Raw genomic sequence first — 24,101 nt, forward strand, 5'->3', positions numbered from 1 at the left:
AGACTGGCGCGATGGACGATGCCGCGCGGGCCCGCGATGCCGCGCGCGAGGCACTGGCCGACATCGAACCGCCACGTCTCCGCGATGCACTCTACGACCGACTGGACGACGCGTCGATGGCCCCGGCCGTGTTCTCGCTGCTCTGCGCCCGGGCGCTCGGTCGGGAGGACGACGCCGACGGCGCTGTCGAGGCCGACGCGATCTCCGAGCGGATCGCCGGGGTGCAGCTCATCTACGAGGGTCTCCGTCTGACGCGGACGCTCGCACACGACGAGCCGTGGGAGACGACCGACGCGGGGAGCGAGATTGCCGCCGACCTCGACATGCTCGCCGCCTCCGTACTCGTCTCCCGAGGCTTCTACCTGCTCGCCCGGACCGACGCCGCCGACCACGCCGTCGAGACGGTCCGGGCGTTCGGCCGGAACCAGACGCGTAGACGGGAACCGGACGCCGACACCGTCACCCTCGACCGTACGCTGGAGGAGTCGGTGTTCGTCCTCGGGTGTATCGCCGGGGCGACCGCCGTCGACGCCGAGGTACCGCCGGCCCTCCTCGAACACGCGGAGGGCCTCGCGGCCGGCTTCGACCCCGACGATCACCTCCCGCCGACTGCAGTCGCGCTCGGGGAGACGGGCGTCGAGGGACTCGCCGCGCTCGCCGGCCTCACCGAGCGCGAGGAGAGTGAAAGCGAGAGCGACCGCGTCCCCTCGTCGGCGACCGACCCCTGAGATGACCCGGTGTCGCTGTGTCCCGGTCGTTGTCGCCACTGGGAGTGGTGGCAGCCGGGACTGACTGGCAACGGGCTTTACGAGTGCGACACCGCGACAAGACGGCGGCGTATCGAAACGTGTAAAAACGAATCCGGCCTACGCGATAACGCGCCTGGGTAGCTTAGCGGTAAAGCGCGTCCTTGGTAAGGACGAGAGCCCGGGTTCAAATCCCGGCCTAGGCTCTTCTCGCGAACTCACACAGCGAGCGATCGATAGAACGAATCAGTCGAAGCCGAGTACTCCCCGTTCGAACCGTCGTACGTGGACCCACCCACTCCGGTGCCGATTCGCACGGGGTGGTAACCGATTCGCCTCGGGACGACCCGCAGGCCCCCACGAGCAGACGTTCCACGTGGCGATAAGTTCCAGAATTCCAGGAGTAAAGCTATCAGCAACCCGCCTGAGAATTAAGCCATGAATTCCGTCGACCAGCCGTCGAGTAGTACGTTGAAGGAGACGCTCGGGGTGTTCGACCGGCTGAGCGACCCCGGCGCGCCCCTGTCGACGGACGAAGTCGCAGAGTCGATGGGGTGTCCGGCCGACTCGGCGGCCAAACGTCTCGAAGAACTCGTCGAGCAGGGGTCGCTGGAGACGAGGGAGGTCGGGGACCGAACCCGGGTCTGGTGGCGACCGGGCGTTACTTGCCCCGAGTCCCCGTCCCGGCAGGACGAGCACGGACAGGACAGTATCGAGGAGAGCAAAGAGCAGTTGCGGCTCGCGCTCGACGCCGCGGAGATGGGGGTGTGGGAGCTCGACCTGCGGAACGAAGCGACGTCCAGGAGGTCACCACAGCACGACCGTATCTTCGGATACGAGGAGCCGCTTGACGAGTGGGGGTTCGAGCGGTTCCTCGAACACGTCCACCCGGCGGATAGAGCGCGCATCGAGGAGAGTTTCGAGACGGCTCTCGACGAGGGCAAGTGGGGGTTCGAGGGCCGTATCGTCCGTTCGGACGGCGAGCAGCGGTGGATCGAGGTACACGCCGAGTTCTTCTCCGACGCTGGCGAGCCGGTCCGTGCGGTCGGCGTCGTCCGGGACATCACCGAGCGGAAAGAACACGAGGTCGACCTCGACCGCTACCGACGGGTCGTCGAGACGGTCGAGGACGGAATCTACGTCATCGGCGACGACGACCGATTCACGATGGTCAACGAGGCGTACGCCGAGATGACCGGCTACGCCAGGGAGGAGCTGCTCGGGATGCCCGCGTCGACGGTTGTCAAAGGGGAGACCGTCGAGCGGGCCCAGCGCCTCCAGGAGGAACTGGTCGCCGGCGAGCGCGATACGGCACGGATCGAAGCCGACGTCCAGACGGCAGACGGGGGGACGTTCCGAGCGGAGGCGACGTTCGCAGTCCTCACCGGCGAGGACGGGAGACACGAGCGTATCGGTGTCGTCCGAGACATCACCGACCGCGTCGAGCGCGAGCACGAACTGGAGACGCGTGTCCGACAGCAGCAGGTCGTCACCGACCTGGGGCGACGCGCGCTCGAAGACCCCGAACTGGACGTGCTGTTCGACGAAGCGGTCGAGGCGGTCGCCGACACGCTCGGCAGCGACTACTGCAAGGTGCTCGAACTGCTGCCGAACGGGGACGAACTCCTGTTGCGCTCCGGCTGTGGCTGGAAGGACGGCTACGTCGGCGAGGCGACCGTCGGGACGGAAATGGCCTCGCAGGCGGGCTACACGCTCGCCTCGGAGCAACCGATCGTCGTTGACGACATGGTCACCGAGAGCCGATTCGCCGGTCCGGATCTGCTCGTCGAACACGACGTGATGAGTGGGATCAGCACGATCATCGGACCGTTCCACTCCCCGTGGGGCGTGCTCGGGACGCACGACACCACCCGTCGGCGGTTCACCCAGCACGACGTGAACTTCGTGCAGGCCGTCGCGAACGTCCTCTCGAACGCGATCGAACGAGCCCGGTACGAACGACGGCTGACCGACACGATCGAGGACCTAAAGGAGTCGAACGAACGGCTCGAACAGTTCGCGTACATCGCTTCGCACGACCTGCAGGAACCGCTGCGTATGGTCTCGAACTACCTGCAGTTACTCGAGAACCGCTACCGCGACGAACTCGACGACGACGCCGAGGAGTTCATCGACTTCGCCGTCAACGGTGCGGACCGGATGCGCGAGATGATCGACGACCTCCTCACGTACTCGCGCATCGAGCAGCACTCCGACTCGCTCGAAACCACTGATACGGCGGAGGTCGTCGAGCGGGTCCTCGAGAGTCTGCAGATACAGGTCGAGGAACTCGACGCCGAGGTAGACGTCGGGACGCTCCCGACCGTCCGGGGCGACGAGAAACTGCTGGAACAGCTGTTTCAGAACCTCGTCTCGAACGCGCTCAAGTACCACGACGACGACCCGCCTCGCGTCGAAATCGGCGCCACGAGACGAGACGGGAAGTGGCTGTTCCGGGTCGAGGACAACGGCATCGGTATCGAGCCCCAGTACACCGACCGGATATTCGAGGTGTTCAAGCGACTCCACACCCACGAGGAGTATCCGGGGACGGGAATCGGTCTGACGCTCTGCAAACGGATCGTCGACCGTCACGAGGGAGAGATTTGGGTCGAGTCCGAACCGGGCGAGGGAACGACGTTCTACTTCACGCTCTCCCCTGCAGGTGGGCACGAATGACGCCTGGTCGAGACGGTGATCCCGTCGAGATACTGCTGGTCGAGGACAACCCGGGCGACGTCCGACTCACGCAGGAAGCGTTCAAAGAGCTCCAACTCACCAACGAGATGTCCGTCGTCACCGACGGTGCCGAGGCGCTCGACTTCATGCACAGACGCGGCGAGTACGCCTCGGTCTCGCTCCCGGACCTCGTCCTGCTGGACCTCAACCTCCCGAAGGTGGACGGAATCGAGGTGCTCAAGCAGCTCAAATCCGATCCGGAGCTGAAACGCGTTCCGGTGATCGTCCTGACGAGTTCGTCGGCGGAGGACGACATCATCAAGAGCTACGAGAACTACACGAACGCCTACATCACCAAACCGGTCAACCCCGACCAGTTCGTCGCCGTCGTGCGGTCGATGGAGGAGTTCTGGTTCACTATCGTCCGCTCCCCGCCTATCCCCGACGAATCGGTGTGAGACGAGACGATGTCCATGCTTCACGACGACTCACTCCGACTCCTGCTGATCGAGGACAACCCCGGGGACGCCCGCTATATTCGGGAGATGCTCCGTGACGTCACGGAACTCACGGAACGCGTGCTCGACCGGGGGGAACCCGAGGGGGCCGAGTTCGACCACAGTGACCCGGTGGCTCCCCCGGAACTGATCCACGAGGACCGGCTCTCGTCCGGACTCGAACGCCTGGAGGAGGGTGGCATCGACGCCGTCCTCTTAGACCTGAACCTCCCTGACAGCGAACGACTGGACACGCTCACGGCGCTCCGTCGAGCCACGGACTCGGTCCCGATCATCGTCCTCACCGGAATGCGGGACCGGGAGACGGGGATGGAAGCGTTCCACAGGGGCGCGGACGAGTATCTCGTCAAGGACCAACTCAACCGTGACCTGCTGATCCGGTCGATCTATCACGCGATGGTCCACAAGCGCGACGAGCGCGAACTCAAACGCCAGCGCGATCAACTGCGAGCGAAGACCGAGCGGCTCGACGAGTTCGCGGCGCTCGTGGCCCACGACCTCCGTAACCCGTTGGCCGTCGCAGCCGGAGAACTCGAACTGTCGCGGCGGACCGGCGACGACAGGCTCGACAACGTCACCGAGGCGCTCGAACGGATGGACGACCTCATCGAGAAACTGTTGCGGCTCGCGCGGAACGGAACGCACGTCGAAAACCCCCAGCCGGTCGACGTCGAGACGGAAGCTCAGAACGCGTGGGCGTACGTCGAGACGGGAGACGCGACCCTGGAACTCGGCGACTTCTCACGAGGGCAGGAAATTGCCGCGGACCCGACGCGACTCAAACAACTGCTGGAGAACCTGTTCAGAAACGCCCTCGAACAGGGTAGCTCGGACGTGACGGTTCGGGTCGGACCCCTCCTCGACGGCTTCTACGTCGAGGACACCGGACCGGGCATCCCCGCCGACGATCGGTCCCGAGTGTTCGAGGCGGGGTACACGACCAATCCCTCGGGGACCGGGTTGGGCCTCTCTATCGTCCAAGACATCGCTCACGCTCACGGGTGGGAGGTCACCGTGACGGACGGGGACGACGGTGGTGCACGGTTCGAGTTCACCGGTGTCGAGCGGAGGTGACGAGCGCACGGAGCCGAGGGCGAGAGGGAGCCACGGTGACGGTGGTCCCCGGTGACAGTCGCTCACGGATGCGCGGAGACAGGGCTCCGCGCACGCTGGTTCGCTCGAAAACGCGGTGGGACTGGGATTTGAACCGGACCGAGACGTGCTCGCTCACTTCGTTCGCTGCGCGCGACTCGTAGGGTTCAAATCCAGCCGTTTCCTCGACAGACGCTCGCAGGAGGTGCGGAGATGAAACTCCGCACCTCGTAGCTCGCTTCAGAACGCGGTGGGACTGGGATTTGAACCCAGGAGGCCGTAGGGCCACCTGCTTTCAAGGCAGGCGCGTTAGTCCACTCCGCCATCCCACCCTGGTCGGGGGTTATCGAGGTGGCGTCTAATGGTTGTCGGTTCTCCACCCCTCAGCCGAGGCCGAACAGCAGCGTCCCGCCCACGGCGAGCATCGTGAGTCCGAAGAGGACGGCGGCGAGAGCGACGCCGGGACCGACTCCGGCGAACTCGCCGGCACCGAGCGTGAGGCTCGCGGCGACCAGTCCGACGACGACAGCGACCAGCCCGACCACCGTGAGGAGCGCCCCGACGGCGAGACCGGCACCGGTCGCCGGGCCACCGCTCACGGCCCCGCCTCGTCGTCGGTCCGGTCGAGGATGAGCGTCGCGAGCGCCACGGCGTCGTCGACGTGGCCCGCGGCCGCGTCGTTGTCGAGGTCACCGGCGCTGGTCAACAGGCGGTGGACGTGACCGACCCGCTCGTGTATCACGCGCTCGTCGACGTCTCCGCCCGCGAGGTCCTCGGCGACCGCGTGCGCCTCCCCGAGCCAGACGCTCGCTGCCGGAGCCACGGGGAGTTCCTCCGTTTCCCGGAGCGTCGACGCGAGCGCCGCGACGAGTTCGTCGAGCGACCGGTCGTCGGCATCGATGTCGGTGCCACCGTCACTCACCCGGGTCGGTCGCCGTCGGGTCATCGTCGGACTCTTCTCCCAACTACTCCGGACGAACACAGGAAACTATCGGTCCCGGTGTGGGCGTCACTCGGCGGCCTGCGGCGTCGAGGTGCGACACTGTCTGGGGGACTGTTCGTACCAGACGCCGACGGTGCCCTGTTCGTTCACGCGGGCCTCGACGCCGTAGCAGTCGCCCTCGCGGTTCGCGAGATCGAACACCTTCCACCGTCGCTGGTCGTCGACGCGGACGCGGACGACGAACTCGGCCTGCTCGTCCGCCCACGTCTGTTCGATCGGCTGTGTCGTGATGTCGCCGTCGCGCGCGGCGAGGTCGTGTGACGACCAGTGGACCAGGTCGCCGTCGCGTTCGACGAGGACGTGGACGGTGTGGGCGCTCTCGTGCCAGTTCGCGACCCGGACGTACGCGAGCCGCGAGGTGGACGACCCCGCGGCGGTCGAACAGCCCGCGAGCGCGGCGACGCCCGCGGTCCCCAGCCCCGCGAGCAGGCGACGACGGCTCACTCGCTCCTTCATACGTCTCTCTCCGAGGCCGTCGAGATAAGTCTACGTCAGACAAATTCTGTTTCTTTGAAGTTTGAGAGGCCGTGCGACGAGCACGGCGGACCCCGCCGGGGCCGTCGAGAGACGACCTAGTCGACCGCGTACCCCTCGACGGTCAGGGCCGCCTCGACCGCCTCGGTCAGTTGGGCTCGGAGGTCGGCGTCGAGGTTCCCGACGGAGACGTCCTCCTCCCACAGCGTCACCGACTCGGGGTTTCCCGCCTCCGTGTAGCGGTACCGCAGGCCGTACGTCTGCCCGTTGTTGCCGTAGGCGACGACCGTCACGTAGGGGTTCCCGCGGTAGACCGTACCCGTCTCGGCGTCGGGGTCGTACGTCTCCCAGCTTCCGACCGCGTGGGCGACGACGCGTTCGAAGCCGGAGAGGTTCGTCGCGTAGTTGCCGACGATGAGCCCCTGCTCGACGCGCCGCCGGTCGAACTCGCGGCGGTCGCCGGTCCGGACGTGCTCGCCGACGACGAGTTCGGGCGTTATCTCCGTGACCTCCCACTCGTCGATGCGCGGCGACGAGACGTCGGCGTCGGCGTCCTTGAGTCGGTCGCCGACGTGGACACCGAAGTGGACGGGATGGGTCGGTCGCCACTCGACGGAGAGGCGGTCCGGATACCGAGCGACGAGCGCCGCGTGGCCCTGTACCGTCCGGCGTTCGACGCTGAACGCCTCCTCGGAGTCCCCGTCCTCGTCCGGAGTCGAAGACGACCGTCGGTCGCCGTCACCGGGCGCATCGCTCGTCGTTGGAACCATACGAGAGACACGCTCGCGGGGAGCTTAACCGTTCTCGGACGGACACGGCGGCGCGACAGTCACGAGAGAGAGGCCGTCAGGAGCGGTGGGTCGCGACGTGTCTCCCGAGGCGAACGGTCGCGTCGGCGTCGAACCACAGCCGTCGCCGCCACCACGGCCCCCGCCCGGAGTCGTTCGACAACGTGGTCACCAGGTCGTTCGCGTCCGTCCCGCCCGAGGGTGCCGACAGCGGGACCGCGCGGTCGTACAGTTCCGACTCGTCGCTGCCCGCGACCAGCACCTTCGCGTCGAACGGGTCGCGTCGGACGTGAGCGTTGGTCGCGAATCGCTCCCGGGCGTCCGCCGCGAGCCCTTCGTACGCCTCACCGGTCACCACCTCCTCCACCCGAAACTCGCCGATGAGATACGCGCCCCAACCGGGGACGACCCAGTCGACGGCCGCCTCGGGGTCGCCGTGGAGGTCGAGCGTGGCGTAGAAGTACAGCACGTCGCCGGGGTCGAGTTTCGACAGCGGGCCGGCTTTCACGCCGTGTTCGTCGCCGTAGGTGTAGGTCGAACAGAGCGGGTACTCGGCGAAGGCCGGGTCGAGGTGGACGGGGAGGTCGAGGAACCGTTCGGGGACGTCGAACCCGAGACGAGCGTCGAGGTCGGCGTAGGTCGGGACCGACTCGCGCGTCGGTTCCCGTTCGGGAATCGGGAGGTACTCGAACCGCCCGTCGGGGTAGATCGGACCGCGGACGCCCGGGAGGTTGGTGTTCGCGCCGACGTTGATGGCGATGGCGCGCGGACCGTCGGTCGCCGTCACGCTCGCAGTTCGCTCGTGCAGTTCCAACAGCGGGTGAACGTCGGGTCCGCCTCGTTCACCGCGCCGCAGTGCCGACACGGGCGCCCGTCCGTCTCGGCCGGCCGGGGCTGTTGCGGTTCGGGTGCGACGCGAGCGCGCTCTTTCGGCCAGGCGTCGAGGCCGCGCGACGACGGGACGTCCCGGCCGGCCGTGTCGTCGTCACCCGACGACCGCGCCGACCCGGAGTCGCCCGGTGGGCTGGACGACCCGTCCATCCACGAGGCGTCGCGGTCCCCGTCGCCGTCACTGAACGGGGTGCCCACGCGCCGCCGCAGCGACCCGCCGCTGTTCAGCAGGTAGCGGTAGACGAGCAACTGGAGGAGCGTCAGCCCGACCGCGTAGACGGCGATCCATCCCCACACGTCCATTGGTGTGGTATACGGTGTCAAGCCATTTGATTCTTCGGACGGAAGGGGTGTGGCGGCCGGGACAGGGACCGTGCGTGGCAACTGGGCGCGGGAGATGCACGTCCGGGCACGAGAGCGTAGACGATACACGAGCGCGGTGGCGCGTGACGGCTATCCACACACCGCGGATCGACACGAGACCATCCACCATACCATCATCATACGAGAAGCACCACGGCCGACACGAACGCGCTACTGCGAGTTCCGCGCCGACGTCGACTCCGAAGACGGCGGCCGGACGTCGCGGCCGAACTCGTCGAAGACGTCGAGGTCGTCGGGGAGGTCGTACTCGATTTTGCGCTCTTCCTTCCGGTTCTCGCCGCCGGCTTCGAGCGGTTCGGCGACGTCCTCCCAGCCGGGTTTCACCTTCACGCTCTTCGCCGGAGAGCCGACGGCGATGTGGTGGTCGGGGACGTCGCCGCGGACGATGGCTTTCGCGCCGACGACGCTGTTCTTTCCCACTCTGGCCCCGGCGGTGACCATCGCGTCGTACGTCACGCGGGCGTCGTCGTCGACGACGGTGTGGTAGTTCTCCACGGCGGTCTGGTCGACGATGTCGTGGTCGTGGCTGTAGAGGTGGGCGCTGTCGGAGATGGAGACGCGGTCGCCGATGGTGAGTCTCCCGCGGTCGTCGAGGTGGACGTCGTCGTGGATGACGGTGTTGTCGCCGACCGTGATGTTGTGGCCGTACGTGAAGCTGATGCCCTTGAAGAAGCGGCAGTTCTCCCCGACCGATTCGAAGAGGTGTTCGGCGAGCATCGCCCGGAAGCGGAGCGCGAACGCCACGTTGTCGGCCATCGGGGTCGCGTCGAACTGCCGCCAGAGCCACTGGAGGTGTTTCGAGCGCGTGAACGCCTCCTCGTCCTTCTCGGCGTAGTACTCCGATTCGAGCGTCGCGTTGCACGGGTCGTACCCCTGGAGGCGGACGCGGGTCGCGGCCGACACCGGCTTGCCCGACTGCCACCGTTCGTACGCCTCACGGTCGCCGAAGAGGTCGATGAGGACGTCCTGGACGACGCTGCAGGTGTCCTCGTCCGAAGAGAGCCGCTGGTCGACTTCGGCGATGAACGCGTTGACTCCCTCTTCGGCCTCGGGGGGAGAGACACGTGGCGCTTTGTCATTGACAGCCTTTAGCCGTCAGCGATAAAATGGATTTGGATGTGCGAAGGCTCCGTCAGAGCGCGTCGAAGTACCGCCCGAAGCCGGGACCGTGCCGTCCGAAGTAGTGGGCTATTTTTGCACGCGACGTCGACGGTGTGCCAATGAGCGACCCCGCAGACGGAACGGGCGGACGGACGTCCGCCTGGACCCGCGAGCACGCCCGCCGGCTCGAACGAACGGCCGAAAACACCGCTCCGGTCATCTACCCACCGGAGTCGAAGACCGACCCCGACAACCACATCTGGGACACCTGGCTGCTTCGGACGCCGGAGGGTGCGGTCGCGGACGTCGGCGGCTACCGCGTCATCGTCGCGCTGACGGCGTCGAACGACCTCCTCCCGGGGAAACGCCACGACGTCGCGACCCACCGCTTCTACTACTCCGCCGATGGACGGCACTGGACGCCCGGCGGGGAGGTCTTCGACGACGCCGACCCCCTCGGCTCCCGGCAGTGGGCCGGCTCAGCCGTCTACGACCCCGAGACCGGCGACGTCAGGCTGTACTACACGGCGGCGGGAGTCCGCGCGGAGGGCGCGCTCTCGTACACCCAGCACCTCGCCGTCGCCCACGGCGGATCGATCGAGACGGACGCCGAGGACGGCGTTCGCTTCGAGGGGCCGTGGCACCACGAGTCGCTGGCCCATCCGGACGGGGAGTGGTACGAGCGCCAGGAGCAGTCCCGGGGGATGATATACACGTTCCGCGACCCGTGGTACTTCGAGGACCCCGAGACGGGGGAGGCGTACGTCCTCTTCGAGGCGAACACGCCCGTCCCCGAGGGCTCGGACGCGTGCGGCGGCGACGCCGCGCGACAGGAGTTCAACGGCTCGGTCGGCATCGCCCGAACCTCGAAAACCGACCCGACCGAGTGCGAACTCCTGCCGCCGCTCGTCGACGCGGTCTGTGTCAACCAGGAACTCGAACGGCCGCACGTCGTCTACCGCGAGGGGACGTACTACCTGTTCGTCGCCAGCCACAGGCACACGTTCGCACCGGGGATAGAGGGGTACGACGCGCTGTACGGCTTCGCCGCCGACTCCCTATTCGAGCGATACGAACCGCTGAACGGGTCGGGCCTCGTCGCCACCAATCCAAGCAACGCCCCGTTTCAGGCGTACTCGTGGCTCGCCTACGGCCACAGAGACGAAGTCCTCGTCACCTCCTTTCTCAACTACTACGACTACGACCGGCCCACGCTCGACGACGTCGCGTACCTCCCCGAGTCGGAGCAGTTCAGGCGCTTCGGCGGGACGCTGGCGCCGACGCTCAGACTCGGCGTCGACGGGAGGGAGACGTGGATTCGCGGGGCACTCGACCACGGCCACCTGCCGACCGAAGAGGAGGACCTGCCCGAGACCGAAGACGAACGAATCGCCCGCCTGCGAGCGGAGCGGGACGATGGCGGCGGAGACGGGTACTGACCCCGTCGGGGGAAGATAACCCTCAAGCGAGCGCGTCGACTAGCCCCGGTGTGACCGGCTACCAGCCCGGATACTGCAACATCGGTCGACGACAGCGGCGACGACGGCTCCGCCGCGGTGCTGTCGCGTTCGGTGCCGCGGCGGCGTACGTGGTCGCGCATCTGTTCGGCGTCGTTCCATCCGCGCTCCTCGTCGGCGTCTTCGTCCCGCTCAGCTTCGGCTTCGAGTGGGTGATTCAGGCGTACACCGGCTTCTGCGTGCGGCTGGCGCTGCTCAGCCGCTACGACTTCACCGGCTCCGGCGGGAGCGCGGGGAGCGTCACGGACGCGACCGACCGGCGCGAGGACCAACTCCAGGCGGCGAAGATAACCGCCGTCGCCGTCGTCGTCGCGGCCGCCACGACTGCCGCGCTCGTCTTCCTCTTCGGGTGAGCACTCGAACGGCCGACGCGGTCAGCCGATCAGACGGCGGAAGCGAGTTTCCACGCGTCGACGGAGACGGAGACGACCCCGTCGCGGGCGACGAACGAGACCCCCTCGGCGTCCTTCCGGGAGGGGTACACGCGCGAGGTGAGACACCGCGACCCGTTCGCGAACAGTTCGACGACGGAGCCGTCGACGAACACCCGCAGCGAGAGGTCGTTGTTTCCCCCCGACCGCCGTCGGTGACGTGAGCGTGTTCGTCGATGGGTGCGCCGTCCGTCTCGACCGGGCCGAGCGGGAGTCGCTGTTCGCCCGCTTCGGCGGCGTGACCGTGGCTGCTCCGCGAGCGGTCGACGACGAGTTCGTCGCCCTCCCACCGGACGACGGTGCGTTCGGTGCGCGCCGGCGACTCGAACAGGACGAGTTCGAACGTCGCGCCCGGGTCCCGCTCGACGGAGAGGTCGAGTTCGTACGCGTTGCCCGAGAGGGAGAGCGTCGTCCGCTCCTCGGGAGCGAGTTCGTATCCGTCGGATAGCCGCTCGCCACGGAGCGATTCGAGTTCGGGGGCGGGACGCTGCCGGAGGCGGCCGTTTTCGTCGAGGTCGACGACGCGCGGGAGCGTCATGAGCCCCGACCAGCCGGCCTCCCACTGCGGTTCGACCCCGCGCGCCTCGGGCACCCACGCCCACATGAGCCGCCGACCCGTCGCGTCGGTCATGGTCTGGGGCGCGTAGAAGTCGCCGTAGTCGAGGCGGCCCTGTGCCTCGACTTCGAACCCCGGCGTCGAGAGGTCCGCCTCGCCGAGGAAGTAGCGGACCTCGGCGTAGTTCGAGACGTGCAGGAGTTGCGTGGAGCCGAAGTCAAGCAGTTCGGGGCACTCCCACACCGGGCCCGCACCCTCCCAGTCCCCGGTGAGGAGGGGGCCGACGTACTCCCACTCGTCGAGCGTCTCTCCCCTGTAGAGGAGCGCGGTTCCGCCGACGTCGGCCACCCCGGAGCCGATGAGGTGGTACCACGTCTCACCCTCGCGCCAGACGCAGTGGTCGCGGAACTCCGCCTCCCAGTGCTCCGTGCCGAGAATCGGGAGGTCGTCGGGGACCGTCTCGATGACGGGGTTCTCGGCGTGTTTTACCCACTCGCCGAGGTCGTCGCTCGCGGCCGTCGCCAGACACGGGAGCTGTCTTCGGTCTCGCCCGCCGGTGTAGAGGAGCGTTGGCGTCCCGTCGTCGTCGACGGCACACCCCGACCAGCAGCCGTCGCGGTCGGGGCCGTCGGGGTCGGGCGACAGCGCCACTGGCTCGTCCTCCCAGTGGACGAGGTCCTCGCTCGTGGCGTGGCCCCAGTGGATAGTACCGTGAGAGGGACCGCCGGGGTTGTACTGGTAGAACAGGTGGTAGACGCCGTCGTGGTGGACGAGGCCGTTGGGGTCGTTCAGCCAGTTGGCGGGCGGGGCGAAGTGATACCGGGGGCGGTGGTGGTCGTCCGCGAGCGCGTCCCGGAGCCGCTCGAACCCCTCGGTCGTCGTCGGACGGTCGGTGAAGTCGGGGCATCGGCGGGTGCCGAGGGCGACGAGGAGGTTCCCGACGAGTCGCTCCTGGGCGGCGGCGCACTCGAAGTCGCGGGCGTTCGCGAACGAGAAGCCGACGCCGGCGCCGACGACTCGACCGGGGCCGACCTGCCACTCGACGAGCGGCTTCCGGTCGACGAGGAGGTCCTCTCCCCGTACCTCGGCCGCGAGGACGGTCCCCCGTTCGGGGAGGACGCGCTCGTAGCGGGCGAAGGCGGTGTCGGCGTCCGCCGCGCGAGTGTGGACGCGGAGGCCGTCGAACGTCTCGAATGCGGGGTGGTCGCGGTGGACCGTCTTCGCGAGGTAGCCCGTCTGCGCCGGGGCGCTCTCGTGGCCCGTCGCGTCGGGGGGGACGGAGTCGATGCCGAGTTCGGAGACGGCCGAGAGCGCGTGCAGCGTCAGGAGGAGGCCACAGCCCTCCCGGAGGGCGTCGTCGACCGGGTCGGCACAGCCAGCGAGCGTCGCCCCGCCGTCGTCGACCCAATCGAGCGGACGGTCACGGTGCCACCAGCAGACGTCGTAGTCGGCGAGTCGTGCGTCGCCGGCGGCGACGGCCGTCAGATCGAGATGGTCGACGGCGGCCCCCCCGATGGAGTCGTACGCCGCCTCCTGCTCCGGCGTGTGCTCCCCGAGCGAGAGGGTCGCCACGCGGAGCCCGGACAGATCCATAGCCCGTCTCGGTCGGGCGGATGGAAAAACGCTTGCTTCGCGCCGTTTTTCTGCGTCGGTTCCCGAGCTTCGACGTGGTCAGTTCGCGAACCCTCACGGCGCTCGCCGGACTCGTCGTCAGCCTGCTCGTGAGCGTCGTCCTCTGGTGGCAGTTCGACACGCTCGCCTTTTTCCTCTTCGTGCCGTTCGTGCCGTTCCTGTTTCGAGGGCGCGGCGGGAGCGAGGAGTCGGTGCGGACGTGTCCCGCCTGCGGCTTTCGGACGGAAGCCGAGGAGTACGACTACTGCCCGCGGGACGGGACGCGGCTGGAGTGACCGACCGGCCGGCTGAGCCGACCGGGAGAGGGGGTCGGTGTCGAGTTCACGTGCGCGGCGACTGAACCGTCGGACGATGACGGAGGACGGACGGGCACGACAGAGAACGGGCGGACGCGACAGGACGATTCGTGGGAGGGCGACCGCCGCTCGGTGCTGGCGCTCCTCGACGAACTCCGCGTCATCGCCCGGAACGGGGGTCGCGTACGGCGACGACCCGCACGACGCGTACGGCGAGGAGCGGTACGCGCGACTGCTCGCCCCGACGAGCGAGTGGTACGGGGTCGCGCTCGACTGTCCCCCGGAGGCCGCGCGCGAGCGACTGGCGGTGCCGGGGAGGGAGTGTGCGGTGTCGTGGGCACGGGACTGGAGGCGAACGCGCGAGAGGAGATGGATACGGCGACCGAACCCACACGCTGGGAGACAGCAGTCAGTATAAGTCGCCGCAAGCCCGACGGGAGGACATGAAGCACCGCGAACTCGGTGACTCCGGCGTCGAGGTGAGCGAGGTCGGTTTCGGCGCGTGGGTCGTCGGCACGGACTGGTGGGGTGATCGTACAGAAGAGCAGGCGGTCGAGTTGGTCCACCACGCCCTCGACTGCGGCGTCACCTACATCGACACCGGCGACGTGTACGGCCACGGCGACTCGGAGCGACTCGTCGGGCAGGCCATCGAGGGCCGCCGCGACGAGGTGACGCTCGCGACGAAAATCGGCTACGACTTCTACAACAACCCGCAGGCCGGCCACGGCGAACTCCCGAAGAAGGTGACGCCCGAGTGGATTCGGACGGCGGTCGACCGCTCGCTGGACAGACTCGGCACCGACCACGTCGACTTCCTCCAGCTGCACAACGCGAACGTCGACGAGGTGACGCCCGACGTGATGGAGACGCTCGAAACCCTCCAGGAAGAGGGGAAAGTGGAGGCGCTCGGGTGGGCGCTCGGCCCCTCCATCGGCTGGCTCGCCGAGGGCGACAGGGCGGTCGAACTCGACTTCGACGCGGTCCAGACCGTGTTCAACGTCTTCGAGCAGACGCCCGGACGGCACTTCATCGAGACCATCCGCGCGAGCGACGCCGACACCTCCGTCGTGGCGCGCGTCCCCCACTCGTCTGGGCTCTTGAACGAGCAGGTGACGCCCGACACGGAGTTGGGGAAGGGCGACCACCGCGCGCACCGTCCGAGCGAGTGGTACGAGACGGGGTGGGAGAAGCTCGAATCGCTGCGGTTCCTCGAACGAGAGGGGGAACGAACGATGGCACAGGCGTCGATCCAGTGGCTCCTCGCACACGACGAGGTGGCCGCCGTCACGCCGACGTTCCGCACGAAGGAGGACGTCACGGCGTGGTCGCGGGCGCCAGAGACGCCGCCGCTGTCCGACGAGGAGTTCGACCGCGTCGAGCAGCTCTACCGGAACAACTTCGGCGTCGACCGTTTCGACGGGATGGACTCGCTCCGCTCCTCCGTGGGTGGCGCGGACCTCGAAGGCGTCGACAAGCAGGCGGCGGGTGACTGACCGTGTCGAAGACGACGCTCCTGAAGGTCACGCTCGCCGTCCACGCCGTCCTCGCGGCGCTCGTCGCCGCCGACGCGCGAAAACGGGACCGACCGGTCGGGAAGTGGGTCGCCGCGACGCTCCTGACCGGAGTCGTCGCCGTCCTCGTCTACGTCCTGTCGGGCGGTGACGACGAGGCAGTCCCGCTGGACGAACTCGTCGACCAGATCGAGTTAGAGTAGCGGTCAGAACAGAATTTCGAACCGCGCACCGCCGTCGCTTCCTTCCGTCACCTCGACGTCCCAGCCGTGCGCGTCGGCGACGGCGCGCACGATGGCGAGTCCGAAGCCGGTCCCGTCGGCGTCGGTCGAGTAGCCGTGTTCGAACACCTGCTCGCGGTCGTCTTCGGGAATCCCGGGCCCGTCGTCCTCGACGTAGAAGCCGACCGGGTCGTCGGGAGCGCCGAGCGCGCCGAGTCGGACGGTCGGGTCGGGGCCGGCGTGTTCGACCGCGTTGCGAAGGAGGTTCTCGACGAGTTCGCGCAGGCGACTCCGGTCGGCCTCGACGGTCAGGTCGTCGACGACGGCGAGTTCAACCGCCTCGAACGCCTGGCGGCACGTCAGGGCGAGTTCGGTCAGGGCGACGCGTTCGGTGTCGTCGAGGCCGCGGCCCTGCCGGGCGAGGGTGAGCAGGTCGTCGATGAGTTCCGCCATCCGGTCGTGACTCTGAGCGACGGCGTCGAGATGCTCGCTCTCGCACTCCTCGCGGGCGAGTTCGAGGCGCCCCTGTGCGACGTTCAGCGGGTTGCGGAGGTCGTGGCTCACGACGGACGCGAACTCGTCGAGGCGGCCGTTCCGCTCTTCGAGTTCCGCCCGCTGCTCTCTGAAGGCCGTCTCCCGCTCGGCGCGTTCGAGCGCCGCCTCCACGTTCGCACAGAGCACCTTCGCCAGTGAGACGTCGGTCTCGTCGAAGTGTCCGGGGAGGACCGACCCCGCGAGGAAGACGCCGCGGTCGCCGAGCGGGACGAGGAGTTCGCTCCGGATCTCCGTCGTGGGATCCATCACCCCGTCCACCTCGTTGACGCGGTCGTACACGCGCGTCTCCCCGGTCTCGAACGCGTCGAACGCGAGGCTGTCGCCGCGTTCTAACGTCGGTAGCTCCCCGTCGGTGCCGACGAACTCCCGCGTCCGCTCGCTCGCGGCGACAGGGAGGAGCACGTCGCGGTCGGCGTCGTAGAGATGGAGCCCACAGAGGTCGTGCTGCAGCACGTCCTGAGCGGTGTCGATGGCGACCTCGGCGATCTCCGACTCCGTCTCGGCGACCATGAGGCCGCGGGTCGCCTCGTGGAGGCGTTCGAGCCGCCGTTCGCGACGGACGCGGCCGAGCGCCGCCCCCACGTTCGTCGCCAGGAGGTCGACCAGTTCGGCTGCCGTGTCGAGTCGGCGGTCGGGCACAGCGGCGGCGACGAGGAGTTCGGCGTCGCCGAGCGGAACGACGAGCAGGTCGGCGTCGGACTCCAGCCCACACTCCTCGCCGGGGACGACGCGGCTGTCGCCGGAGAGGAACGCCAGCCAGACGGCACCCTCGGTCGGGAGTTCGGCCGGAAGCGTCGCCCCCGACGTGGTCGACGCCACGGTCGAGAGCGTGCCGGAGTCGTCGAGCGCGTAGGCGGCGACGGCCTCGAAGCCGAGTATCTCCGACGCCGCCGCGACGGCGACGGAACACACGTCGTGGCGGTCCGTCGCGCGGACGAGGTCGGCCGTCGCCCGTTCGAGCACCGACCCGGCGTCGGTTCGAGCCGACGCGGACGGGACGACGACTGCCAGCGTCGCCGGTGCGCCGTCGTACTCGATGCGCGTGACCCGAACCGTCGCTTCGAGCGGCGGCCGATTCCGTCTGCGAATCGTCACCCGCTGGTCGAGTTCCGTGTCGGGGGGAGACGCTGACCGGCGAGGAACGGACGGACGTCGTCGCCGTCGTCCGCGTCTCCACCGCCCTCGTGGCCGTCCGCGTCGTCGTCTTCCCCAGGTTCGTCCCCGTCGACCACGAACACGTCGCGCGGGTCGCGTCCGACGAGGTCGTCGGCGTCGAACCCGGTGAGTGCGGCGAACCGCGCGTTGACGTAGACGACGGCGGCGTCGCGGACGACACATCGCCCCACGGGGTCCTGCTCGGCGAGCGCACGGTAGTCCGCCATTGTCGTGGTCTCGGGTGGAACGAATAAGAAACCGGCGTCGGGAGTCGGTGCGAGAGAGACGGTCGAAACGCGTTCGGACGGCGTGTCAGGCGGAGCGCCTCAGGCGAGGAACACGTGCCGCGGGCGGTCGGCGAGCACGTCCCGGCCCCACTGGACCGTCTCGCGGAAGTCGTCGGAGCGGAAGAAGCCCATCGCGTCCTCCTGCGAGCGCCACTGGCTGGAGATGAACATGTCGTTCTCGTCCTCGCGGTTGACCATCAGCGCCGTCTCGTGGTGGCCCTCCATCTCGCCGAGCAGGCCACCGACGACGTCGAACTTCTCGACGAACTCCTCGCGGTACTCGGGCTTCACCGTGTAGAACATCCCCATCGTCCCGAAGCCGCTCTCCTCGCCCGCGCGGGAGACGATGTCGGGGAGTTCCGAGAGGAAACCCGCAGCAGTTTCGGCGGCGGAACCGGTCTCCCAGATGCTCACCACGGCCGTCCTGTCGACCGTCTCGGCCTCGTAGACGGCGGTCTTGACGTGCGTGCCGTAGTGGTCGAAGTTCTTCCGGAGACCGTCGACCTCCTCGAACAGTTCGTCGGGGTCGGCCTCGGAGTAGAGGACGGTCGCGTAGACGTCCTCGCCGTGGGGCTTGCCGGCGTAGATGTTCAGGTCGTCGAGTTCGCCGCGGATGTCCGCGTCGTCGTCGCTCTCACCCCCGTGGTCGTGTCCACCGCCCTCGCCGCCGTGGGCGTGGTCGGAGCCGTGCGGGTGGTCGCCGGACCCGCCGTGGGCGTGGTCGGAGCCGTGTGGGTGGTCGCCCGCGGCCGCGTGAGCGTGGGGGTGACCCTCGTCGGCCCCACCCGTCGGCACGGACTCGCCCGCGAGGTACGCGCCGAGGTCGCTCGGCGGGAACCGCCGGCCGACGTAGAACCGGCCGAACTCGCCGTATCTGGCCGACACCTCGTCGAAGCGCATCTCGTAGACGATGTCCTTGATGTCCGTCGGGTCCGCGCCGAAGAGGGTGACGCCCCACTCGTAGTCGTCGAAGCCCACCGAGGAGGAGATGATCTGTTTGATCCGCCCGGCGTACTCCCGGCCGGTGTCGCCGTGGGTCGACATCATCTCGCGGCGTTCGTCGAACGGGAGCATGTACCAGTTGTCCTCGCCCTCGCGGCGCTTCGACATCGGGTAGAAGGAGACGTACTCGTCGTCGGGGAGGTCGGGCGTCATCTTCCCCTCGATGTACCGCCTGAGACCCTCGTCGATGTCCTCCTCGTCCCGGTGAAGTAGTCGTCCGAGACGTAGCCCGACACCTCGGTGACCGAGACGTACGACGTCGCCTGGTCGGTGAAACCGGCGAGCGCCGTCGTTTCGAACTGGCGCTCGGCGCGCGAGAGGTGGTCGAGGGAAGGGCGGAGATGCATGACGAGCAGGTCCGCCTTGTGCCCGAGGACGCTGAAGACGGCGCTCGCTCCCTCGTCGGCGTCCTCGACGGCCTCGTGGGCGGAGAGATAGGCGACGCCCTCCTCGACGGCGCGACGCCGTTCTCGCTCCGGCGCGTCGCGCCAGGCGTCCCAGTCGACGGTTCTGAAGTCGTGGAGCACGAACCAGCCCTCGTCAGTCGGTGGTGCTTCTGGCATGGGTGGGGGTTAGAAAGGCAGCGGTATGGGGTTTGCGTGTTCCTCCACCACACGACCGGCGACCGAAGCGGGGCGTTCCGAGAGACCGCCGGAAACGAGCGAGTCTCACGTGTCGATCGAATATAATTAATTGTACCAATGAGTCCACCACTTCACTTGTTTAGTTCTGTTTCCGACTTGTTTATCGGTTGTGGCTGTTTTTATCGATATACATCCGCGAAAATCACGCATCTAGTCTAATCGAACAGCTTTGTCGGTTCGCTCGATACAACTTATTCCATCACGAACGACGTAACGCGAGCGAGAGGGAGCGAACGGAGTCGCGACCCGTCGGAGCGCCGCGACCGGACAAAACGTTCCGAATGTTTATGTAAGATTGCTCCGTGGATTGGATGCATGCAGATAGACGCAGCGGTCGTCAGAGAGGAGGGTGGTGCGTTCGAAATCGAGTCAGTCGAGCTAGAGGAACCGCAGGCCGACGAGGTGCTCGTCCGGGTCGTCGGCGCGGGCGTGTGTCACACCGACATGATCGTCCGCGACCAGATGTATCCGACGCCGCTTCCCGCCGTCTTGGGACACGAGGGGTCGGGCGTGGTCGAACGAGTCGGCGAGGGCGTCACGGCCGTCGAACCGGGCGACCGGGTCGTACTGAGCTTCGACTTCGACCACACCTGCACGAGTTGTCGGGACGGCCACCCCGCCTACTGCGAGGACTTCTTCGCGTACAACTTCGGCGGGTCGCGGCCGTCGGACGGCACCTCGCCGCTCTCGAAGGAGGGAGAGACCATCAGCGGGCGGTTCTTCGGCCAGTCGTCGTTCGCGACGTACGCCATCGCCACCGAGCGCAACGTGGTCCCTGTCGACGACGACGTGCCCCTCGAACTCCTGGGGCCGCTCGGCTGTGGCATCCAGACCGGTGCGGGCGGCGTCATCAACACGCTCGACCCGCAGGCGGGGTCGTCCATCGCCATCTTCGGGGCCGGCTCCGTGGGACTGTCGGCCGTGATGGCCGCGGGCATCAAGGGCTGTACCGAGATACTCTCCATCGACCTCAAGCCCAACCGACTGGAGAAGGCGGCCGAACTCGGCGCGACTCACACCGTCAACCCCGAGGAGGTCGACGACGTGGTCGAACACGTCCAGGAACTGACGGGCGGCGGCGCCGACTACGCGCTGGAGACGACCGGCGTGCCGCAGGTAGCCGAACAGGCCGTCGAAGCCCTCGCCCACCGCGGGACGCTCGGCATCATCGGCGCGCCGGCACTGGGCACCGAGGCGAGCTACGACGTGAACAACCTCATCCTGCTCGGCCGCACCATCACCGGCATCGTCGAGGGCGACTCCGACCCACAGCAGTTCATCCCGGACCTCATCGAACTCTACAGGCAAGGAAAGTTCCCGTTCGACGAACTCGTCACGTACTACGACTTCGAGGACATCGAGCAGGCCGTCGAAGACTCCGAGTCCGGTGACACCATCAAGCCCGTCCTCCGGATGAGCGAACCCTGACGGGGACTCGGAACGCAGCCGGGCGCTCCCGAACGCTATCGCCCCTTCCACTCGGGGTCGCGCTCTTCGAAGAACGCGTCGATGCCCTCGTTCTTGTCGTGGGACGAAAAGAGCTGAACGAACAGGTTCGCCTCGTAGTCGAGGCCGTCTTCGAGGCCGAGACGACTGCTCGCCTTGATGGCTTCCTTCCCGAGTTCGAGCGCGAGTGGTGACTTGTCGGCCATCGAGCGGGCGATGTCGTCGACGCGAGCGTCGAACTCCTCGTCCGAACAGACGACGTCCACCAGCCCGAGTTCCCGCGCCTCTTCGGCCGACACCAGTTCGCCGGTGAGGACGAGCCGCATCGCCTGTCCCTCTCCCACGAGCCGGGGGAGACGCTGCGTGCCGCCACCGCCGGGGATGAGCCCGAGGTTGATTTCGGGCTGACCGATCTTCGCCCGCTCGTGGGCGACGCGGACGTCACAGGCGAGCGCGAGTTCGCAGCCGCCGCCGAGCGCGTGGCCGTTGAGGCGGGCGATAACGGGTTGCGGCAGGTCCGCGACGGCCTCGTACACCCGGGGGCGTCGGCTCGCCTCGCGCTGTTCGAACGTGTCGCGCTCGCGGAGTTCCGAGACGTCCGCGCCGGCGACGAACGCCTTCGCCTCGTCCGCGCCGGTCAGGACGACCACGCGGACGTCGCTCTCGGCGATGCGGCCGACGACCCGTTTCAACTCGGTCCGGACCTGGCCGTTGAGCGCGTTCCGAGCGTCGGGTCGGTCGATGGTGACCCGGGCGACGTCGTCGTCGACCGAGCACCGAACGAGGTCGCAGTCGTCGGCGTGCGGCAGGTCGGTCACGCGCCGTCCCCTCCCGTGTCGCCGTCGGCGGGCCGCACCGCCTCGCCGTCCTCCCAGACGTAGAACCCCTCGCCGCTCTTCTTGCCCAGGTTGCCGGCGCGGACCTTCCGCTTGAGCACCTGCGGGGGCCGGAAGCGCTCGCCGAGTTCCTCCCGCAGGTATTCGAGGATGTCGAGGCGGACGTCGAGGCCGACGACGTCGGTCAGTTCGAGGGGCCCCATCGGGTGTCGGTAGCCGAGTTCCATCGCAGCGTCGATGTCGTCCGCGGAGGCGACCCCCTCCTCGACCATCCGCATGGCCTCACAGCCGAGGGCGACGCCCAGTCGGGAGGACGCGAAGCCCGGCGCGTCTCTGACCTCGACCGCGGTCTTGTCGATGTCGTCGACGAACGACAGCGCGAACGCGCGGGTGTCGGCGTCGGTCTGTTCGGCGAGGACGACCTCGACGAGGCCCATGATGTGGACCGGGTTGAAGAAGTGGAGGCCGACGGCTCTGGCAGGCGAATCGAGGACGCTCGCGATCTCCGTGACCGACAGCGACGAGGTGTTGGTGGCGATGACCGTCTCCTCGTCGGCGCACCCTTCGACGTCGCGGAACGTCTCCTGCTTGAGGTCGATGTCTTCGGGGACGGCCTCGACGACGAGCGACGCGCCCGACACCGCGGCTTCGAGGTCGGTGACCCCCTCGATGCGGTCGAACGCCGCGTCGGCCTCGTCGGCCGAGAGTTTGTCGCGTTCGACCCCGCCGTCGAGGTTCGAGCGGATGGCGTCGAGTCCGTCGTTCACGTACGACCGTTCGATGTCGCGGAGGCGGACGTCGTGGCCGGCCATCGCGGCGACCTGCGCGATGCCGTGGCCCATGGTCCCCGCGCCGAGTACACACACTTGCATCGTCGCCTTACCCACGACGCGGAGGGCATAAAACACCACACCTCGCCCGTCCGCTCCCGCCGGTGTCCGAAGCCCGCCATCGACGTTCTCCGACGGCCGACGTGCGGGCTCAGTGCCCCTCGAACTCGGCGTCGCGCTTGTCGAGGAACGCTTCGACACCCTCGGCGTGGTCATCGGAGTCGTAGACGAGGCCCTGGGCGACGGCCTCGTCCCTGACGGCCTGCTCGTACGGCTTCCGCGCACCCTCGTCGAGGAGGCGCTTCGCGTGTCTGAGCGCGACGGTCGGCCCCTCGGCGACGGTCTCGACCACCTCGTCGGCGCGCTCGTCGAACTCGTCGTCGTCGAAGACGTGCGTGAAGAGGCCCAGTTCTTCGGCCTCGGCCGCCGAGAGGAGTTCGCCCGTGAACACGAGGCGCTTGGCGGTGTTGACCCCGACCACCCGGGGCAGGAGGTGCGACGCGCCCGAGTCGACGCTCAGACCGACCCGTCGGAAGGAGAAGCCGACGACGCTCGACTCGGAGGCGACCTGGAGGTCGCAGGCGATGGCGAGCGTCGCGCCCGCACCGACCGCCGGACCGTCTATCCGTGCGACCGTCGGGAGCGAGCAGGCGGCGACGCTCGCGACCCCTCGGCTCACCGTCCGCTGGAGTTCGCGGACGTGGTCGTCGACCGGGGCGTCGGAGTCGGCCCGCTCGCGCATCCGCTCGATGTCGCCGCCGGCGCAGAACGCCCCGCCCGTCCCCGTGACGACGACGCAGCGGACGTCGTCGCGGTCGTCGATGGCCGAGAAGTGGTCGGCGAGCGCGCCGGCGACCGCCGCTGACAGGGCGTTCTTCCGGTCGGGGCGGTCGATGGTCACGGTGGCGACGCCCGCGGAGACGTCGAGCGTGACAGGGTCGGAGGTCATGTCGTGTACGACGCGAAGCGGGCGGCAAATAGCTTCGCATCGTCGAGACGATTCACCGTGCGGGCGAGAGGTTTTCAGCCGGGGCGGCGAACGACGCCCTATGCCGACGCTGATGGACACGTACCTGGAGAACCGCTGGGAGGTCCAGCCGAACCACTCGAACAACTTCGGGAGCGCACACGGCGGCAACGTCATGAAGTGGCTCGACGGCCTCGGCGGCCTCTCGGCCATGCGCTTCGCCGGCGAGACGTGTGTGACGGCGAAGATGGACGAGTTGAACTTCGAGCGGCCCATCCCCGTCGGGGAGACGGCGCTCGTCGAGTCGTACGTGTACGAGGCGGGTCGGACGAGCGTCAAGGTCCGGCTCAGAGCCTTCCGGGAGGACCCACGAACCGGCGAGACCGAACTCACGACGAGTTCGTACGCGACGTACGTCGCCGTCGACGACGCGAACACGCCGACGCCCGTCCCCGACCTCGACGTGGTGACCGACGAGGGGCGCCGCCTCCAGCGCGCGGCGCTCGACGCCCATCCCGACCGGGAGACGTGAGAGA

General features: G+C 68.2%; 24 protein-coding genes, 2 tRNA genes and 3 pseudogenes. 13 read left to right on the forward strand and 16 right to left on the reverse strand.

All coding sequences use genetic code 11. The features are described from left to right. Positions 1–11: 11 nt before the first annotated feature. The 5 genes from C2R22_RS17580 to C2R22_RS17600 all read left to right on the forward strand — a co-directional run bounded on the left by C2R22_RS17580 (position 12) and on the right by C2R22_RS17600 (position 5,017). Complete coding sequence (locus C2R22_RS17580; RefSeq protein ID WP_103426916.1) at positions 12–728, forward strand: DUF7114 family protein; 717 nt, start codon at positions 12–14, stop codon at positions 726–728. A 152-nt stretch (positions 729–880) separates the two neighbouring features. Continuing rightward, positions 881–952 (forward strand) — tRNA-Thr (locus C2R22_RS17585). A 232-nt stretch (positions 953–1,184) separates the two neighbouring features. Continuing rightward, the gene (locus C2R22_RS17590) at positions 1,185–3,425 is read left to right on the forward strand and encodes a PAS domain-containing sensor histidine kinase (RefSeq protein WP_103426917.1); all 2,241 of its coding nucleotides are present in this window, start codon (positions 1,185–1,187) and stop codon (positions 3,423–3,425) included. Next, positions 3,422–3,883: a response regulator gene (locus C2R22_RS17595; RefSeq protein WP_103426918.1), complete on the forward strand. Its 462-nt coding sequence runs from the start codon at positions 3,422–3,424 to the stop codon at positions 3,881–3,883. The genes C2R22_RS17590 and C2R22_RS17595 overlap by 4 nt, the downstream gene beginning before the upstream one ends. A 15-nt stretch (positions 3,884–3,898) precedes the next feature. After that, entirely contained in the window at positions 3,899–5,017 is a 1,119-nt protein-coding gene (locus C2R22_RS17600) for an ATP-binding response regulator (protein ID WP_162562560.1), read from the forward strand. Between the two features lie 266 nt (positions 5,018–5,283). Here C2R22_RS17600 and C2R22_RS17605 read toward each other — a convergent pair. The 8 genes and pseudogenes from C2R22_RS17605 to C2R22_RS17640 form a co-directional block, all read right to left on the reverse strand. After that, a tRNA-Ser gene (locus C2R22_RS17605) sits at positions 5,284–5,367 on the reverse strand. A 51-nt stretch (positions 5,368–5,418) separates the two neighbouring features. Beyond that, a complete protein-coding gene (locus C2R22_RS17610) occupies positions 5,419–5,634 on the reverse strand; it encodes a hypothetical protein (protein WP_103426920.1) in 216 nt (71 codons plus the stop codon). Beyond that, positions 5,631–5,981, reverse strand: a complete 351-nt coding sequence (locus C2R22_RS17615; RefSeq protein ID WP_103426921.1) for a hypothetical protein — start codon at positions 5,979–5,981, stop codon at positions 5,631–5,633. Before C2R22_RS17615 ends, C2R22_RS17610 begins: the two co-directional genes overlap by 4 nt. Positions 5,982–6,044: 63 nt before the next feature. Continuing rightward, positions 6,045–6,494: a hypothetical protein gene (locus tag C2R22_RS17620; protein ID WP_103426922.1), complete on the reverse strand. Its 450-nt coding sequence runs from the start codon at positions 6,492–6,494 to the stop codon at positions 6,045–6,047. Positions 6,495–6,610: 116 nt separating this feature from the next. Further along, a complete protein-coding gene (locus tag C2R22_RS17625; protein ID WP_103426923.1) occupies positions 6,611–7,282 on the reverse strand; it encodes a hypothetical protein in 672 nt (223 codons plus the stop codon). Positions 7,283–7,358: 76 nt separating this feature from the next. Then, positions 7,359–8,114 (reverse strand): Nmad3 family putative nucleotide modification protein, encoded by a 756-nt coding sequence (locus C2R22_RS17630; protein ID WP_245902807.1) that lies wholly within the window; start codon positions 8,112–8,114, stop codon positions 7,359–7,361. Then, positions 8,084–8,494, reverse strand: a complete 411-nt coding sequence (locus tag C2R22_RS17635; RefSeq protein ID WP_103426925.1) for a DUF7577 domain-containing protein — start codon at positions 8,492–8,494, stop codon at positions 8,084–8,086. The genes C2R22_RS17630 and C2R22_RS17635 overlap by 31 nt, the downstream gene beginning before the upstream one ends. Positions 8,495–8,725: 231 nt before the next feature. Further along, a pseudogene (locus C2R22_RS17640) lies at positions 8,726–9,654 on the reverse strand (acyltransferase). Between the two features lie 141 nt (positions 9,655–9,795). Between C2R22_RS17640 and C2R22_RS17645 the strand changes: the two are divergent. Together C2R22_RS17645 and C2R22_RS17650 are read left to right on the forward strand one after the other, a co-directional pair. Beyond that, a complete protein-coding gene (locus C2R22_RS17645; RefSeq protein WP_103426926.1) occupies positions 9,796–11,115 on the forward strand; it encodes a glycoside hydrolase family 68 protein in 1,320 nt (439 codons plus the stop codon). A gap of 50 nt (positions 11,116–11,165) precedes the next feature. Then, positions 11,166–11,546: a hypothetical protein gene (locus C2R22_RS17650; protein WP_103426927.1), complete on the forward strand. Its 381-nt coding sequence runs from the start codon at positions 11,166–11,168 to the stop codon at positions 11,544–11,546. Positions 11,547–11,575: 29 nt separating this feature from the next. Here the strand turns inward: C2R22_RS17650 and C2R22_RS26515 are convergent, their stop codons facing one another. Both C2R22_RS26515 and C2R22_RS17655 read right to left on the reverse strand, forming a co-directional pair. Then, a complete protein-coding gene (locus C2R22_RS26515) occupies positions 11,576–11,914 on the reverse strand; it encodes a GH32 C-terminal domain-containing protein (RefSeq protein ID WP_245903036.1) in 339 nt (112 codons plus the stop codon). Further along, positions 11,890–13,773, reverse strand: a pseudogene (locus C2R22_RS17655) (sucrose-6-phosphate hydrolase); the annotation flags it as partial. The gene C2R22_RS26515 and the pseudogene C2R22_RS17655, both read right to left, overlap by 25 nt. 74 nt (positions 13,774–13,847) lie before the next feature. Here C2R22_RS17655 and C2R22_RS17660 point away from each other — a divergent pair. From C2R22_RS17660 to C2R22_RS17675, 4 genes are all read left to right on the forward strand, one after another. Continuing rightward, positions 13,848–14,087, forward strand: a complete 240-nt coding sequence (locus C2R22_RS17660; RefSeq protein WP_103426928.1) for a hypothetical protein — start codon at positions 13,848–13,850, stop codon at positions 14,085–14,087. Between the two features lie 76 nt (positions 14,088–14,163). Further along, positions 14,164–14,526 (forward strand): hypothetical protein, encoded by a 363-nt coding sequence (locus C2R22_RS17665; protein ID WP_103426929.1) that lies wholly within the window; start codon positions 14,164–14,166, stop codon positions 14,524–14,526. 25 nt (positions 14,527–14,551) lie between these two features. Then, entirely contained in the window at positions 14,552–15,604 is a 1,053-nt protein-coding gene (locus tag C2R22_RS17670) for an aldo/keto reductase (RefSeq protein WP_103426930.1), read from the forward strand. A 2-nt stretch (positions 15,605–15,606) separates the two neighbouring features. Continuing rightward, on the forward strand, positions 15,607–15,825 hold the full coding sequence (locus C2R22_RS17675; protein WP_103426931.1) for a hypothetical protein: 219 nt from the start codon (positions 15,607–15,609) through the stop codon (positions 15,823–15,825). 3 nt (positions 15,826–15,828) lie between these two features. Here the strand turns inward: C2R22_RS17675 and C2R22_RS17680 are convergent, their stop codons facing one another. From C2R22_RS17680 to C2R22_RS17690, 3 genes and pseudogenes are all read right to left on the reverse strand, one after another. Beyond that, the gene (locus C2R22_RS17680) at positions 15,829–17,493 is read right to left on the reverse strand and encodes a GAF domain-containing sensor histidine kinase (RefSeq protein WP_103426932.1); all 1,665 of its coding nucleotides are present in this window, start codon (positions 17,491–17,493) and stop codon (positions 15,829–15,831) included. Continuing rightward, complete coding sequence (locus C2R22_RS17685; RefSeq protein ID WP_103426933.1) at positions 17,490–17,780, reverse strand: PAS domain S-box protein; 291 nt, start codon at positions 17,778–17,780, stop codon at positions 17,490–17,492. Before C2R22_RS17685 ends, C2R22_RS17680 begins: the two co-directional genes overlap by 4 nt. Positions 17,781–17,879: 99 nt before the next feature. Beyond that, positions 17,880–19,405 (reverse strand): annotated as a pseudogene (locus C2R22_RS17690) (heme-binding protein). Between the two features lie 396 nt (positions 19,406–19,801). Here C2R22_RS17690 and C2R22_RS17695 point away from each other — a divergent pair. Further along, on the forward strand, positions 19,802–20,914 hold the full coding sequence (locus tag C2R22_RS17695; protein ID WP_103426934.1) for an NAD(P)-dependent alcohol dehydrogenase: 1,113 nt from the start codon (positions 19,802–19,804) through the stop codon (positions 20,912–20,914). Positions 20,915–20,949: 35 nt separating this feature from the next. Here C2R22_RS17695 and C2R22_RS17700 read toward each other — a convergent pair whose 3' ends face one another. The 3 genes from C2R22_RS17700 to C2R22_RS17710 form a co-directional block, all read right to left on the reverse strand. After that, on the reverse strand, positions 20,950–21,750 hold the full coding sequence (locus C2R22_RS17700) for an enoyl-CoA hydratase/isomerase family protein (RefSeq protein WP_103426935.1): 801 nt from the start codon (positions 21,748–21,750) through the stop codon (positions 20,950–20,952). Continuing rightward, positions 21,747–22,640, reverse strand: coding sequence for a 3-hydroxyacyl-CoA dehydrogenase family protein (locus C2R22_RS17705; protein ID WP_103426936.1), 894 nt, complete (start codon positions 22,638–22,640; stop codon positions 21,747–21,749). The genes C2R22_RS17700 and C2R22_RS17705 overlap by 4 nt, the downstream gene beginning before the upstream one ends. A gap of 109 nt (positions 22,641–22,749) precedes the next feature. Then, positions 22,750–23,547, reverse strand: coding sequence for an enoyl-CoA hydratase/isomerase family protein (locus C2R22_RS17710; RefSeq protein ID WP_103426937.1), 798 nt, complete (start codon positions 23,545–23,547; stop codon positions 22,750–22,752). Between the two features lie 100 nt (positions 23,548–23,647). Here C2R22_RS17710 and C2R22_RS17715 point away from each other — a divergent pair, with 100 nt between their 5' ends. Next, complete coding sequence (locus C2R22_RS17715; RefSeq protein WP_103426938.1) at positions 23,648–24,097, forward strand: acyl-CoA thioesterase; 450 nt, start codon at positions 23,648–23,650, stop codon at positions 24,095–24,097. Positions 24,098–24,101: the final 4 nt, after the last annotated feature.

Source organism: Salinigranum rubrum (assembly GCF_002906575.1).
Taxonomy (GTDB): domain Archaea; phylum Halobacteriota; class Halobacteria; order Halobacteriales; family Haloferacaceae; genus Salinigranum; species Salinigranum rubrum.